The sequence below is a fragment of the Parasulfitobacter algicola genome (assembly GCF_013315265.1).
GTDB classification, from domain to species: domain Bacteria; phylum Pseudomonadota; class Alphaproteobacteria; order Rhodobacterales; family Rhodobacteraceae; genus Parasulfitobacter; species Parasulfitobacter algicola.
In genome coordinates this window covers 560,463-574,993 of record NZ_JABUFE010000001.1, presented here as the reverse complement: position 1 = coordinate 574,993, position 14,531 = coordinate 560,463, and the positions used below count along the sequence as shown (strand labels likewise).

Below are 14,531 nucleotides of genomic sequence, written 5' to 3'. Positions count from 1 at the left end.
TAAGAATGGCAGAGAATAACGGACGACATTCGGGCTATTTCGGAAAAATTCCGACGCACGGTGATTTCGTCAGCAACTATATGGACCGCAGCTTTATCACCAGACTGGACGATTGGTTGCAGGCCTGTATCCGCGAAAGCCAAAGCCAATTGGAAGATGGTTGGCTGGATGCGTATCTTGTGTCACCGGTCTGGCGCATCGCTTTTCCGGCCAAAGTCTGGGGGCCATTGCCTGTTCTGGCGGTCATGATGCCAAGCGTTGATCGCGTTGGGCGCTATTTCCCGCTGGTCCTGACCACAACATTGCCGCAACCCAAAATCACAGCCAAGCGTCTGCGCAGCGCGGATTACTGGTTTAACCAAGCAGAACGGCTTGTACTTTCCACGCTGGAACAAGACTTTTCGCTGCCCGCTTTTGATGCCGCAGCACAGCAATTATCGCCACCATCGACATATAAAATCATCGACGACCAACCCTATGAACCAGGCGAGGATCCATTAAGTGTTTCATGGTGGACCAAAGACACGATACGTAGGCCAATTATTACGCCAGGCTTACCAAAACCCGAAGAGTTCAAGAAATTTCTGGCCCGCCCTGCCGAACAAAAACCCCTAGTCGCTGAGGTCAAAGCGCCGGTTGCAGAAGATACCCCAGTGGAAACGAACCCCGATCAGCCTGCATCGGTTTCGCTTGATTTGGCATATGGTGCCTCTTCAACGCGTGGGGCAATGTCCAGGATTAACGCAGATGGTTGGTATGTATCCGATAATAAACAGCTTTCCATGGTTGTTGGCGGACAAGGCGATATGCCAATCAATGCGTCCGTCGCAAAAACAATCAACGATATGATGGCTACGGTCGACAAGTCATTTTCGATGAACGAATTGGTTGCTGAAACACAAGAACTTCTACGACGATCGCATGATTTGTTGCGGTCGCAAAACCTGCCAAACAGACCATCACCCGCATCTTCGGTGGCTGTTTTGCTAATTCAGGAACAGCGATATTCATTGCTGTGGGCGGGCGATGTGCGTGCCTATCTTCTGCGTGACGGGGAATTGCACAGACTTAGTCGCGACCATTCTGATACTAAAATGCCCGTGGTTTTGACGCGGTCTATTGGGGGTGCTAATAAATTCGAATTAGACAGTGCTATCGGTCATGTTCGTGATGGTGACAAATTTTTATTGTGTTCGGCCGGTGTTCATAAGGCCTTAACTGAAAATGATATTCGCGAGACGCTATTTAATGAGGCAACACCTGACAAGACAGCAACAGTTTTGACACAGGATGCCGTCATTGGTGGCGGATCACTTGACGCAACGGCGCTTGCAATGTTTTTAAGTGCCAAAACATAAGCGAAAAATCGCATATACAGGTTTCGGAGAAGAAATATGATTAGAGCAACCGGTGCTATAATTTTACTTGGTTTACTTTGCGCATGTGCCCCGTCTGACGGTCCCTCCACCAGATCAATGATCAGTTCAGCCCGCTCAAACGATGTTCCTTTGATTGATTTATCCGCCAGAGCAATTAGTGCACAAAACCAAGCGGGTATGCCGACATTGGGCAAAGCTTTTACAGGCGGCACATATAAACCAGGAGTTGTTCGAAAAGGCGACACCATCAACGTTGTTGTATTCGATGCTGGCGACGCCGGGATTTTCACCACCGCCGACAGTTCATCGCTAAACCTTGGTGATTATACTGTTGATGATAGTGGTCATGTGAACTTGCCCTTTGTCGGGCGTGTTCGTGTTGCGGATCGCACAATCAACACAGTGCAGAATGCCATTACGACACAATTACGGGAATCTGCAATTAACCCATTTGTGAACGTTAATATCACACGAAAAGACGCCGATAGCTTTGCAGTTCAGGGCGATGTAGCCAGCAGTGGTGTTTTCCCGCTGACTGCGCGCGGCGAAACCGTTCTTGAGGCGATTGCCTTGGCTGGTGGCCCCACCGAAAAGCCTGGTCAGACAGAGGTGAAATTGATCCGTGGCGATAAAAGTGCTGCCCAGATTTTGACATCGATCTATGATAATCCAACCGACAACGTTACCATGTTGCCGGGCGATATCCTTTTGCTGGCACCCGCACCTCATACATTCATTGCCAGTGGCGCACTGAATAAAAAGGGCGAAATCCCTTTCTCGGCCGGAACCGTGAACCTGAATCAGGCGATTGCACGTGCTGGCGGTCTGGCAGACGGTCGCGCTAATCCACGGTCCGTCTTTGTTCTGCGCACCATCACCGCGCCCGAAGCCCGACAGTTGGGACAAAAAGTTGCAGAACTGATCCCGTCTGGTGGTAATATCATCTATCGTGTAAATTTGCGGAAATCTGATCAGGTCTTTCTGGCTGATCGTTTCATGATCCGCGATGGAGATCAGATTTTTGTGGGCGACGCACCTTTGGCAAAAACCGGCAAGATCACTCAGGTCTTTAGCCGTCCGCCGGAACTGCCGTCAGAACCATCTGTCGAACTTCCCTAGATATCAAAAATACAACGCATAAAGACGGTCGCTTTCCAAAAGAAGGCGGCCGTTTTACTTTTGTGACTATGACTGACGCTATCGTTTTTCTGTGTAAGGTATTGATGATGGAACACTCGGTTCCGCGAAAACGTACTGGATGTCGCCCACCTTCGGATTTCTTCAGGGGACTAATCCCGCAATACGCACCCTGCTTGCAGCATCGCCTGACGGGCCTGATCCAGCGACCCAGCCAGATCAATCGCGCGGCACGCCGACAGTTCAACAGTTACTGAAAACCCCAGTTTTGCAGCATCCTGCGCTGAATAGTTCACACAGAAGTCTGTCGCCAGGCCAACAAGAACGACAGATGATACACCGCACGTGCGCAGATATCCTTCAAGCCCAGTTGGTGTTTTCCGGTCATTTTCAAAAAATGCAGAATAGCTGTCTATCTGAGGATTACAGCCCTTGCGAATGATCATATCCGCCGTATCCGTTTTCAGATCTGTATGGAATTGCGCGCCATGGCTGCCTTGAATGCAATGATCCGGCCACAAAACCTGAGGGCCATAGGGCATATCGATCATCTCATAGGGCTGCTGACCCTCATGGCTGGACGCAAAGGATGAATGGCCGGCCGGATGCCAATCCTGGGTCAGGATACAGACATCGTGTTCGTCCATCATTTTGTTAATCAGTGGAATGATCTGATCCCCCTCAGCCACGGCCAGCGCACCGCCAGGGCAAAAGTCATTTTGCACATCAATCACGATCAAAGCGGTATCAGATGACATTTTGGCCTCATATGTTGTTATCTATTGCTAGAAAGCCCATGCCATGACGTCAATGGGGCTTGCTATATAGAGCACCGATGCCTTACATCGCCGCCCATGTATATCATTGCTGCCCTTTATCACTTTGCCCGCTTCAATGACCCTGCAAAATTACGCGCGCAGGTTTTGAAGGCTTGTCAGGACAACGGTATAATGGGCACGCTTTTAATAGCCCCCGAAGGTATCAATGGCACCATCGCCGGATCACGCCATGGTATTGACGCGATTATCCCTGTTTTGCGCGGATTGCCCGGATGCGAAGCCTTGGAATGGAAGGAAAGCCAATCCGACGAGCCGCCCTTTGGTCGTCTGAAAGTGCGTTTGAAACGTGAAATCGTGACGATGAAGCAACCCGACGTCGATCCAACCGCCGCGGTCGGGCGCTATGTTGAAGCGCAGGATTGGAACGATTTGATTCAGTCTGACGATGTCGTGGTCATAGACACGCGCAATGATTACGAAGTCGCCATTGGCACCTTTGACGGCGCCATCGACCCGCAAACCAAAAGTTTTGGCGAATTTCCAAAATGGTGGGAAGAAAACAAAGATCGCTTTCATAACAAACGTGTTGCGATGTTTTGTACCGGCGGAATTCGGTGTGAAAAATCGACGAACTATCTGATTGGGCAAGGTGTTGAAGACGTCTATCATTTGAAGGGCGGTATACTGAAATATCTTGAAACCGTCCCGGAAACCGAAAGTACTTGGAACGGTGACTGTTTTGTCTTCGATAACCGCGTTTCTGTTGGTCATGGTTTGAAAATCGGTCCGCACCGCCTGTGCCATGCCTGTCGCAGACCCTTGTTGCCCGAAGACTTGCGCAAACCGCAGTTTGAACCGGGCGTATCCTGCCACAATTGCATCAACGATACGTCCGACGATGACAAAGCCCGTTTTCGCGAACGCCAAAAGCAGATTAATCTGTCAAAGGCGCGCGGTGAACAGCACATTGGTACCTTAACACAAAACTAATTTTGTTGATGTCATTGTCGGTTTCTTTGAAAATTACAGCGTTTCATAAAAACACCCTTCCCCAAATATTTCACTCTTCACATCCTTCGTGAAGATCTGGCGAGTACTTGAGTGGGCGTTGTAACATCCGTGCTGCGCTGGGATCGTTTCCCTAATAAACAAACGGGATCGCGTGTGCGAGCATGGCAAGGACCGTTCCCTGGGCGTCGAAGGCCAAGGCCTGTCGCTGAGCGAACTGGCAATGCTGAAAGACCGTCTGGAAAGCGATCGTTCAGAATAATCCAACAACCGTCACCGGTGACAAACAACGGGGCCCGCTGAAATGCTGGGCCCCGTTTTCTTATTAATCACGTGACGGTGTAACCAAACCTTTTTTCACAGCATCGCGGCTGACGAAACGATCCAGATAGGCGACTAGATTTTCATGATCATCCCAGCCCAAAACATTTTTTGCACCATAAAAGTCCAGCGCCCGTAACCATGGGGCAATCGCAATATCAGCAATAGAATAATCGCCTACGATCCAATCTTTGCCATCAAGTTCCTTTTCCAGAACCCCCAATAACCGCTTTGCTTCATTGATATATCGTTCTTGCGGGCGCTTATCTTCCCATTCGCTGCCTGCGAATTTATAGAAAAATCCAAGTTGCCCCAACATAGGCCCCAAACCACCCATCTGGAACATCAGCCACTGCGTGATGTGTGCCTTGTCCGCTTTGTTACTGCCGATCAACTTGCCGGTTTTATCTGCAAGATACAGCAAAATAGCGCCAGATTCGAACAAACCAATTGGCCCGTTTGGTCCAGTTGGATCAATAATCGCCGGGATCTTGTTATTTGGATTCAACGACAGAAATTCGGGGCTTTTGACATCTGCATCTGAAAGCGTGACTTTATGGGCTTCATATTCAAGATCCATTTCCTCAAGCGCGATAGATACTTTGACGCCATTGGGCGTGGGGAAAGAATATAGCTGAATGATATCAGAGTTTTGTGCAGGCCATTTTTTTGTGATTGGGAATGCAGATAAATCGGTCACCGGGATGCTCCGTTATTGTGAGTGCCATCCACACATAACGAATGCACGACGTAAAAAAAGACATAGACCTGTTGGAAAACAGCGGTACGGTTGTGCGCAGGTGCGCATTGAAAACAAAAAGCGCCAGTGTGAACAGTTAAGGAACCGTAAGATGCTGAACGAATTCAAGGACTTCATAGCCCGGGGCAATGTCATGGACATGGCCGTCGGGATTATCATAGGTGCTGCCTTTACAGCCATCGTGACTTCGCTTGTTGGCGATCTAATCAACCCGATCATTGCGCTTTTTACAGGTGGAATTGACTTTTCAGGCTGGTTCTATGTGATGGGCGACGGGGAATTCGCATCAGTCGAAGCTGCACAGGAAGCCGGTGCATCGGTCTTTGCAATCGGCAATTTTATCATGGCGATTATCAATTTTCTGATCATAGCCTTTGTGGTTTTCATGCTGGTCAAAATGGTCAATCGCATCAAATCTATGGCCGACAAAGACGAAGACGTGGCACCCGAAATCGACACGGGTCCGACAGAAAAAGATCTGTTGATGGAAATCCGGGACGCATTGGTCAAGCAAGCCGGTTGATAGTGTTATGGCGCGTCGCACATGCAGCCGCGCCATGGCATTTTGGGCTGAAACCTGTCGCTTTCAGGTGGTTAAGCGTTTGCGGTTCTGTCAGGCTGCCGAAGAGATTAATAAAAAGGCCGCTTTGCGATGTTTCTGTCTGTATTTGAGATGTTCAAAATCGGGATCGGTCCGTCTTCATCACATACTATGGGTCCAATGGTCGCTGCCGGGCGGTTTTTGGACGTGTTGCGGGCCAGTCCGTTTCAGGCGTCAGGTTTGCGCGCATCCTTACATGGTTCGCTAGCTTTTACAGGTGTGGGTCACGCAACCGACAGGGCCGTGACACTTGGGTTGGCAGGGTTTCTACCCGAAACCTATGACGCGACCCAGGCCGAAGACATGCTGAAAAAGATCGCTAAAACATGTCACGTCACGCCATCTAATCTGCCCCGTTTAGCCTTTGATCCAAAAACGGATCTGATTTTCGACTATAATCATCCGCTGTCCGGCCATGCGAACGGCATGATCTTAAGTGCCACAGACCCGCAGGGCGATATCATCTTGCAGGAAACCTATTATTCAGTTGGGGGTGGCTTTGTTTTAACTGCGGATGAACTGGCCTCTGGCGTGGATACCGATGATGGGCCCGCCGTACCGTACCCCTTTAAATCCGCCGCCGAAATGCTACAGATGTGCAAGGATAAGGGTAAATCAATCGCCGATTTGAAACGCGAGAATGAACTTAGCCGCATTTCACACATGAATTTAAACGATGGCCTGACCCGGCTTTGGGAAACCATGTCAGCCTGCATCGATCGTGGGCTGGCAACGGATGGCATTCTGCCTGGCGGTCTTTCGGTGCGACGTCGCGCCAAGGGCATTCATGAAGCCCTGATGGCTGAACGCGGCATGAACCTGACCGCGCCCCATACGATTAATGATTGGATGAGCGTCTATGCCATGGCCGTGAACGAAGAAAACGCCGCCGGGGGGCAGGTTGTCACGGCCCCGACAAATGGCGCGGCAGGCGTTGTGCCTGCAACAATCCGATATTGGCTGGATTTTGTGCCGGGTGCCGCACCATCACGCATTCCCGATTTTCTGCTAACGGCCGCTGCAATTGGTGGTTTGGTCAAGCATAATGCATCAATCAGTGGCGCTGAATGCGGGTGTCAGGCCGAAGTTGGAAGTGCCGCTGCCATGGCTGCCGCGGGCCTGGCTGCTGTTATGGGCGCCACGCCGGAACAAGTTGAAAATGCAGCTGAAATCGCGTTAGAGCATCATTTGGGTATGACCTGCGATCCGGTAAAAGGTCTGGTTCAAGTGCCCTGCATCGAACGCAACGGACTTGGTGCGATCAAGGCCGTTTCAGCCGCGTCACTTGCCCTGCGCGGCGATGGTACACATCTGGTTCCGCTGGATGCCTGCATTGAAACTATGCGACAAACCGGTGCGGATATGTCCGAGAAATACAAGGAAACATCACTTGGCGGACTGGCCGTGAATATTCCAAATTGCTAGGTCAAATAGCACTAAGGACAGAAAATGACCCTGGAAATTATTGGTGCCGGAATGGGACGAACAGGGACTGAATCCTTACGTGAAGCCTTGCTGCATCTTGGATTTGGACCCTGTCATCACATGGTAGAACTTCGCGCTAATGGTGAATTGGTCCCATCTTGGCTTTCAGTTGCACAGGGTGAAACGGCGGATTGGGATGCTTTGTTTGTGGGCTATAGATCACAGGCCGATTGGCCGGGTGCTGCCTATTGGCGTGATCTGGCGGATCATTTTCCCGATGCCAAAGTCATTCTGACACTGCGCGACGCCGACAGCTGGTACGCAAGTATGACAAAGACCATCCTTCCCTTTATCAAAGCCAAGGGGCGCCATGCCCCACCGCACCGCAATGATATTGCGACGTTTTGCGAATTGATCTTTAACAGAATTTTTGACGGAAAGATCAACGATCCCGATCATGCAAAGGCGGTTTACGAGGCGCATAATGCAAGCGTTATTGAAACTATCCCATCTGATCGCTTGTTGATTTACCCCGTCGGATCAGACTGGGTGCCGTTATGTGACTTTCTGGGAAAACCTGTGCCAGATGTTGATTTTCCATCCGGCAACACAACGACGCAGTTTCAAAAACGCATCGCCGATAATATGATCTGACAAAGAAAAACCCCCGGGGCGGATGCCACGAGGGTTATTTCATCATGTCGAGAGGTTCGATTTACATCATACCTTCGCGCTGTGCCTTTTTGCGTGCCAGCTTGCGCGCACGGCGAATGGCCTCGGCCTTCTCGCGTGCTTTCTTCTCGGACGGTTTTTCGAAATGTTGCTTAAGCTTCATTTCACGAAACACGCCTTCGCGCTGCAGCTTTTTCTTCAGGGCACGAAGCGCCTGATCGACATTGTTGTCGCGAACACTAACCTGCATGTGGTGTCACCACCTTCCTAAGTTTGAGTTTGCATGAATTGCAGGAAGTGGTCGTATAGCAAAGCGCCCCTATCTTGTCTAGTATGCGCAGCACAGGAGATTCTGATGACCCAAGCCCCTTATGACAAAGTGAAAAATCAGTTATTGGATGCGGCGTTGCTGCACGTACCCTTTGATGGTTGGAGTGAAGCAACCTTTATGGCTGCCATTGCAGAATCAGGGATTGAGACCGGATTGGCCCGATCCATATGCCCAAGGGGCGCTGTCGATCTGGCGATTGAATTTCACCACAGGGGTGACGCGGCTATGGTTGCGCGGCTGAAATCGGCAAAGCTGGGCGAACTGCGCTTTCGCGATAAAATCGCAACTGCTGTGCAATACCGAATTGAGGTGATCGAAGACAAAGAGGCCGTGCGCCGGGGCACTGCGTTATTTGCGTTACCACAACACGCCACCGATGGTGCAAAGCTGATCTGGGGCACCTGCGATCTGATCTGGGATACTCTGGGTGATACGTCAGATGACATTAACTGGTACACCAAACGGGCGACTTTATCAGGGGTTTATGGTTCGACCATTCTGTATTGGTTGGGCGATGACAGCGTCGGCAATCAGGCCACATGGGATTTTCTGAACCGCCGGATTGATAATGTGATGCAATTCGAAAAGATCAAAGCACAAGTCAACGATAATCCCATCCTGAAACAGGTTTTCGCTGGGCCGAATTGGGTGCTAAGCAAGGTCAAAGCCCCATCGCGCATGCCGCGCGTCGATCTGCCCGGGTCGTGGAATGGCCCCAACTAAGGACAAATATCATGACCAAAACTATGCGCGCCGTCGAAATCACCAAACCCGGCGGGCCAGAGGTTTTGGCCCTTTGTGACCGACCTATTCCGCAACCAGGCTATGGCCAGGTTTTAATCAAGATTGCCTATGCCGGGGTGAATCGCCCCGACGCGCTGCAACGCGCGGGCCTTTATGCGCCACCCCCAACGGCCAGCGATTTACCGGGCCTTGAAGCCGCAGGCCGGGTTGAGGCGATTGGCCCGGGCGTTACCGATCTGACCCTTGGTGATCAGGTTTGTGCGCTGCTGCCGGGTGGTGGATACGCCGAATATGTGGTCACGCCCGCCGCACATTGTCTGCCTGTGCCGGATAATATGTCATTGGATCAAGCCGCCTGCCTGCCCGAGACATATTTCACCGTCTGGTCCAATGTTTTCATGCGCGGCGGCCTGAAAGCGGGCGAACGGTTTCTGGTCCACGGTGGCTCCAGCGGTATTGGTACGACCGCCATTCAACTGGCCGATCACTTTGGTGCATGCGTGTTTACGACCGCCGGATCGGATGACAAATGTCAGGTCTGCCGCGATCTGGGCGCAGACTTCGCCATTAATTATCGCGATCAGGATTTTGTTCAGGTCATCAATAATGAAGGCGGCGCTGATCTGATCTTGGATATGGTCGGGGGTCCGTATTTACCGCGCAATGTCAAAGCGTTGGCGGATGATGGGCGCTTGATACAAATCGCTTTTCTGCAAGGCCCACAGGTCGAATTGAACTTTGCCCAGATCATGATGCGACGGCTGACGATCACCGGATCAACCCTGCGCCCTCAAAGCGATCTGGCTAAGGCGAACATAGCTGAAGAATTGCTGAAACATGTCTGGCCGCTTTTATCCAAGGGCAGCATTCGCCCTATTATGGACAGTGAATTTCCGTTGGAAAACGCAGCCGATGCCCACGCCCACATGGAAAGCTCAAAACATATTGGAAAGATCGTGCTAAAGGTCAGCTGACACCATTCAGCGAACCGGCTGGAACAAGGCGTCACCAAGTGAACAATCCTTGATCACATCACGTCCACATTGCACGGGCGCCAGTTCCTTGGATAAACATAGCCGCGCTTCCTGAATATGATCGTTGCGACATGTGATCGTTATCATGTCGGCGCTCCAATCAGGATTGGCTTGCAGAAATGCATCTTCGACAACGCTGGCCGGCAATTTCACAGTGGTCTGTAGTTTTCTGAAAACCTCGGGCCGGTTGACGTTTTCATAAGCGCGTCGGGATAATGCATAATAATCATTCGATGACAGGCCTGCACAGCTTCCGTGCTTTTTCCACTGATGCCACGCAAGCCCGGCTGTGCCCATGATATCTGCCATTGCGGCTGTTTCTGATCGGGATGGTGGGCGTTGTGAGGTTTGGCAAAAGCTGGGCCAGCCGCGATTATACTGCGGCCAAAGCCCATGCAGCGTCCAGCCAAAATCATGTCGATCATCGCATTGATCAGACCCGCGTGCGTCGCCCTCTAATGCACACCAATTCGGTGTCCAACTTAGCGCCAAAACATAGTAATCAAACTCTCCGGCACGGTCACTTTCCGCTTGGGCAAGCATGGATGACAGCAAAACCAACAAAAACCAGCGCATTTTGACCCTTTTCCTTTTGATCTTTGCTGATTATATACGTCTTAAGTTCCCCGACAATGTGAACCTGCCCAAATCCGGGCCGCCCTTGCCGGGTCGTGGGGAAGATATGTACGAGGAGAGATACGATGGGCAAACCCCTGATGGCCAAAGCCACCGCCGTTTGGCTGGTGGACAACACAACAATCAGTTTTAAACAGATCGCAGATTTTTGCGGTTTGCATGAACTTGAAGTCCAGGGGATTGCCGATGGTGATGTCGCAAGCGGCGTCAAAGGGTTTGATCCGGTCGCCAACAACCAGTTAACGCAAGATGAAATTCATACCGCGCAAGACAATCCGCTGCACAAGCTAAGTCTTAAGTATAATGCGGCTGCTCAAGGCGAAGAAAAACGTCGTGGGCCACGCTATACACCCCTGTCCAAGCGCCAGGATCGGCCTGCGTCAATCTTGTGGTTGGTTAAGTTTCACCCGGAACTGACCGATGGTCAGATCAGCAAACTGGTCGGTACAACCAAGCCCACGATCCAAACGATCCGTGAACGGACGCACTGGAATATCTCGAACATCCAGCCAATTGATCCCGTGGCTCTGGGTCTTTGCAAGCAATCCGAATTGGACCTGGCCGTTCAGAAAGCCAATGCCAAAAAGGCCAAAGACGGCGGCGTTATGAGCGATGATGAACGCCGCAAACTGGTCAGCACCGAACAATCCCTTGGTATGAGTGCCGAACCCAAGATGCCAAGCTCAATTTCCGGGCTTGAGACATTCACCCTGACCGAGGAAGAAGAAAAAGAAGACGAAATCGTGGACGCAGACAGCTTCTTCAACCTGCCTGATGACAAAAAAGACGAAGACGAACAGCCCTGATCAAACATCAGATTGCGCAAAAATGGCCCCTGATTATGAAAAGTCAGGGGCTTTTTTTTGATTGGTCAAAATGCTGATAATGCGTTTTCGAACAGGAATAACGTTTGGTGAAATCAAAAGACAACGCGTGAAACGTTCAAAAACTTTTACGCGCTTTCAGTGCTGCTGTGATCGTACCATCATCCAGATAGTCAAGTTCACCGCCGATGGGCACGCCTTGGGCCAGCGACGTTACCTCAACATTTGGCAATTGATCCGCTATGTAATGCGCGGTCGTTTGACCGTCGATTGTGGCATTCAGGGCCAGGATCACTTCGGTTATGTTTTCCGCCGCCACACGGTTCATAAGCTGCGGAATACGCAATTCATCAGGACCAATCGAATCAAGCGCCGAAAGTGTACCGCCCAACACGTGATAGCGCCCTTTGAAGACGCCAGACCGCTCCATCGCCCACAGATCAGCCACATCTTCGACAACGCATAATTCACCCGTGGCACGTTTTTCGCTGTTACAAATGTCACAGATGTCCGACGTTCCGATATTGCCGCAATTCAGGCACTCGCGCGCCGTTGCGGCGACCGTATGCATCGTTTCGGCTAATGGAATAAACAACAGACTGCGCTTTTTAATCATATGCAACACAGCCCGACGCGCCGACCTAGGGCCCAAGCCCGGAAGCTTTGCCATCATGTCAATCAGCGCATCGATGTCTTTTGAATTGCTCATTCGGTCGTATTGCCGATCACGTTGGCAAATTCATCCCGGGCGGTAGGCCCATTTCTTCGGTCAATTTCGCCATTTCTTCCTGCGACCGTTCTGCGGCTTTCTGTTGTGCGTCTTTGATTGCAGCCAGGATCAAATCTTCGACCACTTCTTTATCATCGCCTGAAAAAATCGACGGATCAATATCCAGACCCTTTAATTCACCTTTCGCGGTTGCCGTCGCTTTGACCAAGCCCGCGCCACTTTCGCCCACGATCATAATGTTGTGCAAATTGTCCTGCATTTCGGACATCTTTGACTGCATTTCGGTCGCAGCTTTCATCATTTTGGCCATATCGCCCATGGCGCCAAGTCCTTTGAACATAGTCTAATCCTCTTCAAATGGGTCCCATTCGTCATCAACCTCGGGCAGCGCGTCTGTTGCTGCAGCGTCGGCAATGGCTTTGGGTGTTCTGATTTCGATGATTTCTGCGTCTGGAAAGGCGTCAAACACAGCTTTGACCAGCGGATGTTCAGCCGCCTTGGATTTCAGTGCTGTGTCCTGTGCGTCACGCTCTTCGGCAATGGTGGCTGCACCCCCATCTTGCACAATACTTACCGCCCAGCGATTGCCAGTCCATGCCTGCAACCGCGATCCCAGACGTTGCGCCAGATCCCCAGGGGCGTTGTCAGTCGGCTGAAATTCGATCCGTCCCGGGCTGTATTTTGCCAATCGCAAACAGGTTTCAACCTCAACCAACAGCTTCACATCGCGGTTCGCACGGATCAGATCGACAACCTGTTCAAACCGCGCATAGCGTTCCAACCCGGCATCCACTTGCGGGGCCAGGGCTGTCGCTTGTGCGGTCACTGATCCCGTAACCGCTGAGTGATGAGGCGCCGAGGCGCCAGCCGAGGTCCCGCCGCCCGCCGCAGGCGAACCAGCACCCATAGGGGCTGGCTGACTTGTACCACTTGGTGCAGATGCCGGTGGCGGCGTGTCCTGCAGCTTGCGCACCAAATCCTCGGGCGAAGGTAATTCGGCCACATGGGTCATGCGGATCACCGCCATCTCAGCGGCCATCATCGCGTTCGGGGCCATCGCGACCTCTTCCAGCGCTTTCAGCAGCATCTGCCACATTCGCGTCATCACGCGCATCGGCAGTTTGGCCGCCATATCCTGCCCGCGCATCCGTTCATCGGGGCCGATCGTGGGATCCTCTGCCGCCTCGGGCGTGATCTTGATCACGCTGATCCAATGGGTGATCTCGGCCAGATCGCGCAGCACGGCCATAGGATCGGCGCCATCGGCGTATTGTCCCGACAATTCCGTCAAGGCGGCCGCCGCATCACCGCGCATGATCATATCGAACAGGTCCAGCACGCGACCCCGATCCGCCAACCCCAGCATCGCGCGCACCTGATCTGCGGTCGTTTCACCTGCGCCATGGCTGATCGCTTGATCCAAAAGCGACTGCGCATCGCGGGCAGATCCTTCTGCCGCGCGTGTGATCAAGGCCAGTGCATCATCGCTGATCTGGGCGCCCTCGGCCGTCGCAATCCGGCGCAGCATCGCGATCATATCCTCGGGCTCGATCCGGCGCAGATCAAACCGCTGACACCGCGACAGAACCGTCACAGGAACCTTGCGGATTTCAGTCGTCGCAAAAATGAACTTCACATGGGCGGGCGGTTCTTCCAGCGTCTTCAGCAGCGCATTGAACGCACTGTTCGACAGCATGTGAACTTCGTCAATGATATAGATCTTGTAGCGCGCCGAAGCGGGTGCGTAATAGACGCTGTCCAGAACGTTGTTTCGAATATCGTCGATCTTGGTCTGGGACGCACCGTCCATCTCGATCACATCGACATGCTGACCGTGCATGATCGACACACAATGTTCGCACTGCCCGCAAGGGTCCGTCGTAGGCCCACCCGTGCCATCAGGGCCGATGCAATTCATCCCCTTGGCAATGATCCGTGCTGTCGTCGTCTTTCCCGTTCCGCGAATACCGGTCATTATGAACGCCTGCGCAATGCGATCGGCTTCGAACGCGTTTTTCAGCGTGCGCACCATTGCATCCTGGCCGACCAGATCGGCAAAGGTTTCCGGCCGGTATTTCCGCGCCAGAACCTGATATTTGGTTTTCTGGTCCGTCTCTGACATCATGCCTCGCTGGATTCTATGTTTAACG

General features: G+C 51.9%; 16 protein-coding genes. 9 read left to right on the top strand and 7 right to left on the bottom strand.

Annotated features, from left to right (window positions below; genetic code table 11):
* The first annotated feature begins 5 nt into the window (after nucleotides 1–5).
* Both tagF and HRQ87_RS02825 read left to right on the top strand, forming a co-directional pair.
* Nucleotides 6–1,358 (top strand): type VI secretion system-associated protein TagF, encoded by a 1,353-nt coding sequence (gene tagF / locus HRQ87_RS02830; RefSeq protein ID WP_174134982.1) that lies wholly within the window; start codon nucleotides 6–8, stop codon nucleotides 1,356–1,358.
* 36 nt (nucleotides 1,359–1,394) lie between these two features.
* The gene (locus tag HRQ87_RS02825; protein ID WP_174134980.1) at nucleotides 1,395–2,498 is read left to right on the top strand and encodes a polysaccharide biosynthesis/export family protein; all 1,104 of its coding nucleotides are present in this window, start codon (nucleotides 1,395–1,397) and stop codon (nucleotides 2,496–2,498) included.
* Between the two features lie 170 nt (nucleotides 2,499–2,668).
* Here the strand turns inward: HRQ87_RS02825 and pncA are convergent, their stop codons facing one another.
* Nucleotides 2,669–3,274, bottom strand: coding sequence for a bifunctional nicotinamidase/pyrazinamidase (gene pncA, locus HRQ87_RS02820; protein ID WP_174134978.1), 606 nt, complete (start codon nucleotides 3,272–3,274; stop codon nucleotides 2,669–2,671).
* A 96-nt stretch (nucleotides 3,275–3,370) separates the two neighbouring features.
* On the opposite strand from pncA, the gene trhO reads away from it, so the two are divergent.
* Nucleotides 3,371–4,285 (top strand): oxygen-dependent tRNA uridine(34) hydroxylase TrhO, encoded by a 915-nt coding sequence (gene trhO, locus HRQ87_RS02815; protein ID WP_174134975.1) that lies wholly within the window; start codon nucleotides 3,371–3,373, stop codon nucleotides 4,283–4,285.
* Between the two features lie 343 nt (nucleotides 4,286–4,628).
* On the opposite strand, the gene HRQ87_RS02810 is transcribed toward trhO, so the two are convergent.
* On the bottom strand, nucleotides 4,629–5,324 hold the full coding sequence (locus HRQ87_RS02810) for a glutathione S-transferase N-terminal domain-containing protein (protein ID WP_174134973.1): 696 nt from the start codon (nucleotides 5,322–5,324) through the stop codon (nucleotides 4,629–4,631).
* Between the two features lie 151 nt (nucleotides 5,325–5,475).
* Here HRQ87_RS02810 and mscL point away from each other — a divergent pair, with 151 nt between their 5' ends.
* The 3 genes from mscL to HRQ87_RS02795 all read left to right on the top strand — a co-directional run bounded on the left by mscL (nucleotide 5,476) and on the right by HRQ87_RS02795 (nucleotide 8,064).
* Nucleotides 5,476–5,907, top strand: coding sequence for a large conductance mechanosensitive channel protein MscL (gene mscL, locus HRQ87_RS02805; protein ID WP_174134971.1), 432 nt, complete (start codon nucleotides 5,476–5,478; stop codon nucleotides 5,905–5,907).
* A 129-nt stretch (nucleotides 5,908–6,036) separates the two neighbouring features.
* Nucleotides 6,037–7,410 carry an L-serine ammonia-lyase gene (locus HRQ87_RS02800; protein ID WP_174134969.1) on the top strand — a complete coding sequence of 458 codons (1,374 nt, stop codon included), beginning with the start codon at nucleotides 6,037–6,039 and terminating at the stop codon, nucleotides 7,408–7,410.
* A 24-nt stretch (nucleotides 7,411–7,434) separates the two neighbouring features.
* A complete protein-coding gene (locus HRQ87_RS02795; RefSeq protein ID WP_174134967.1) occupies nucleotides 7,435–8,064 on the top strand; it encodes a sulfotransferase family protein in 630 nt (209 codons plus the stop codon).
* 61 nt (nucleotides 8,065–8,125) lie between these two features.
* Here the strand turns inward: HRQ87_RS02795 and rpsU are convergent, their stop codons facing one another.
* The gene (rpsU, locus tag HRQ87_RS02790; RefSeq protein WP_007118112.1) at nucleotides 8,126–8,332 is read right to left on the bottom strand and encodes a 30S ribosomal protein S21; all 207 of its coding nucleotides are present in this window, start codon (nucleotides 8,330–8,332) and stop codon (nucleotides 8,126–8,128) included.
* A 105-nt stretch (nucleotides 8,333–8,437) separates the two neighbouring features.
* Here rpsU and HRQ87_RS02785 point away from each other — a divergent pair, with 105 nt between their 5' ends.
* Together HRQ87_RS02785 and HRQ87_RS02780 are read left to right on the top strand one after the other, a co-directional pair.
* Nucleotides 8,438–9,136: a COQ9 family protein gene (locus tag HRQ87_RS02785; RefSeq protein WP_174134965.1), complete on the top strand. Its 699-nt coding sequence runs from the start codon at nucleotides 8,438–8,440 to the stop codon at nucleotides 9,134–9,136.
* 11 nt (nucleotides 9,137–9,147) lie between these two features.
* A complete protein-coding gene (locus HRQ87_RS02780; RefSeq protein WP_174134963.1) occupies nucleotides 9,148–10,131 on the top strand; it encodes an NAD(P)H-quinone oxidoreductase in 984 nt (327 codons plus the stop codon).
* Between the two features lie 6 nt (nucleotides 10,132–10,137).
* On the opposite strand, the gene HRQ87_RS02775 is transcribed toward HRQ87_RS02780, so the two are convergent.
* A complete protein-coding gene (locus HRQ87_RS02775; protein ID WP_174134961.1) occupies nucleotides 10,138–10,767 on the bottom strand; it encodes a ribonuclease T2 family protein in 630 nt (209 codons plus the stop codon).
* 125 nt (nucleotides 10,768–10,892) lie between these two features.
* Here HRQ87_RS02775 and HRQ87_RS02770 point away from each other — a divergent pair, with 125 nt between their 5' ends.
* Complete coding sequence (locus HRQ87_RS02770; protein ID WP_174134959.1) at nucleotides 10,893–11,633, top strand: DUF1013 domain-containing protein; 741 nt, start codon at nucleotides 10,893–10,895, stop codon at nucleotides 11,631–11,633.
* Nucleotides 11,634–11,769: 136 nt separating this feature from the next.
* Here the strand turns inward: HRQ87_RS02770 and recR are convergent, their stop codons facing one another.
* Genes recR through HRQ87_RS02755 form a run of 3 tightly spaced genes read right to left on the bottom strand, consistent with a single transcriptional unit; the run spans nucleotide 11,770 to nucleotide 14,503 of the window.
* On the bottom strand, nucleotides 11,770–12,360 hold the full coding sequence (recR, locus tag HRQ87_RS02765; protein ID WP_174134957.1) for a recombination mediator RecR: 591 nt from the start codon (nucleotides 12,358–12,360) through the stop codon (nucleotides 11,770–11,772).
* Between the two features lie 16 nt (nucleotides 12,361–12,376).
* Nucleotides 12,377–12,721, bottom strand: coding sequence for a YbaB/EbfC family nucleoid-associated protein (locus HRQ87_RS02760; RefSeq protein ID WP_174134955.1), 345 nt, complete (start codon nucleotides 12,719–12,721; stop codon nucleotides 12,377–12,379).
* Between the two features lie 3 nt (nucleotides 12,722–12,724).
* On the bottom strand, nucleotides 12,725–14,503 hold the full coding sequence (locus HRQ87_RS02755; RefSeq protein WP_174134953.1) for a DNA polymerase III subunit gamma/tau: 1,779 nt from the start codon (nucleotides 14,501–14,503) through the stop codon (nucleotides 12,725–12,727).
* Between the last annotated feature and the right edge of the window lie 28 nt (nucleotides 14,504–14,531).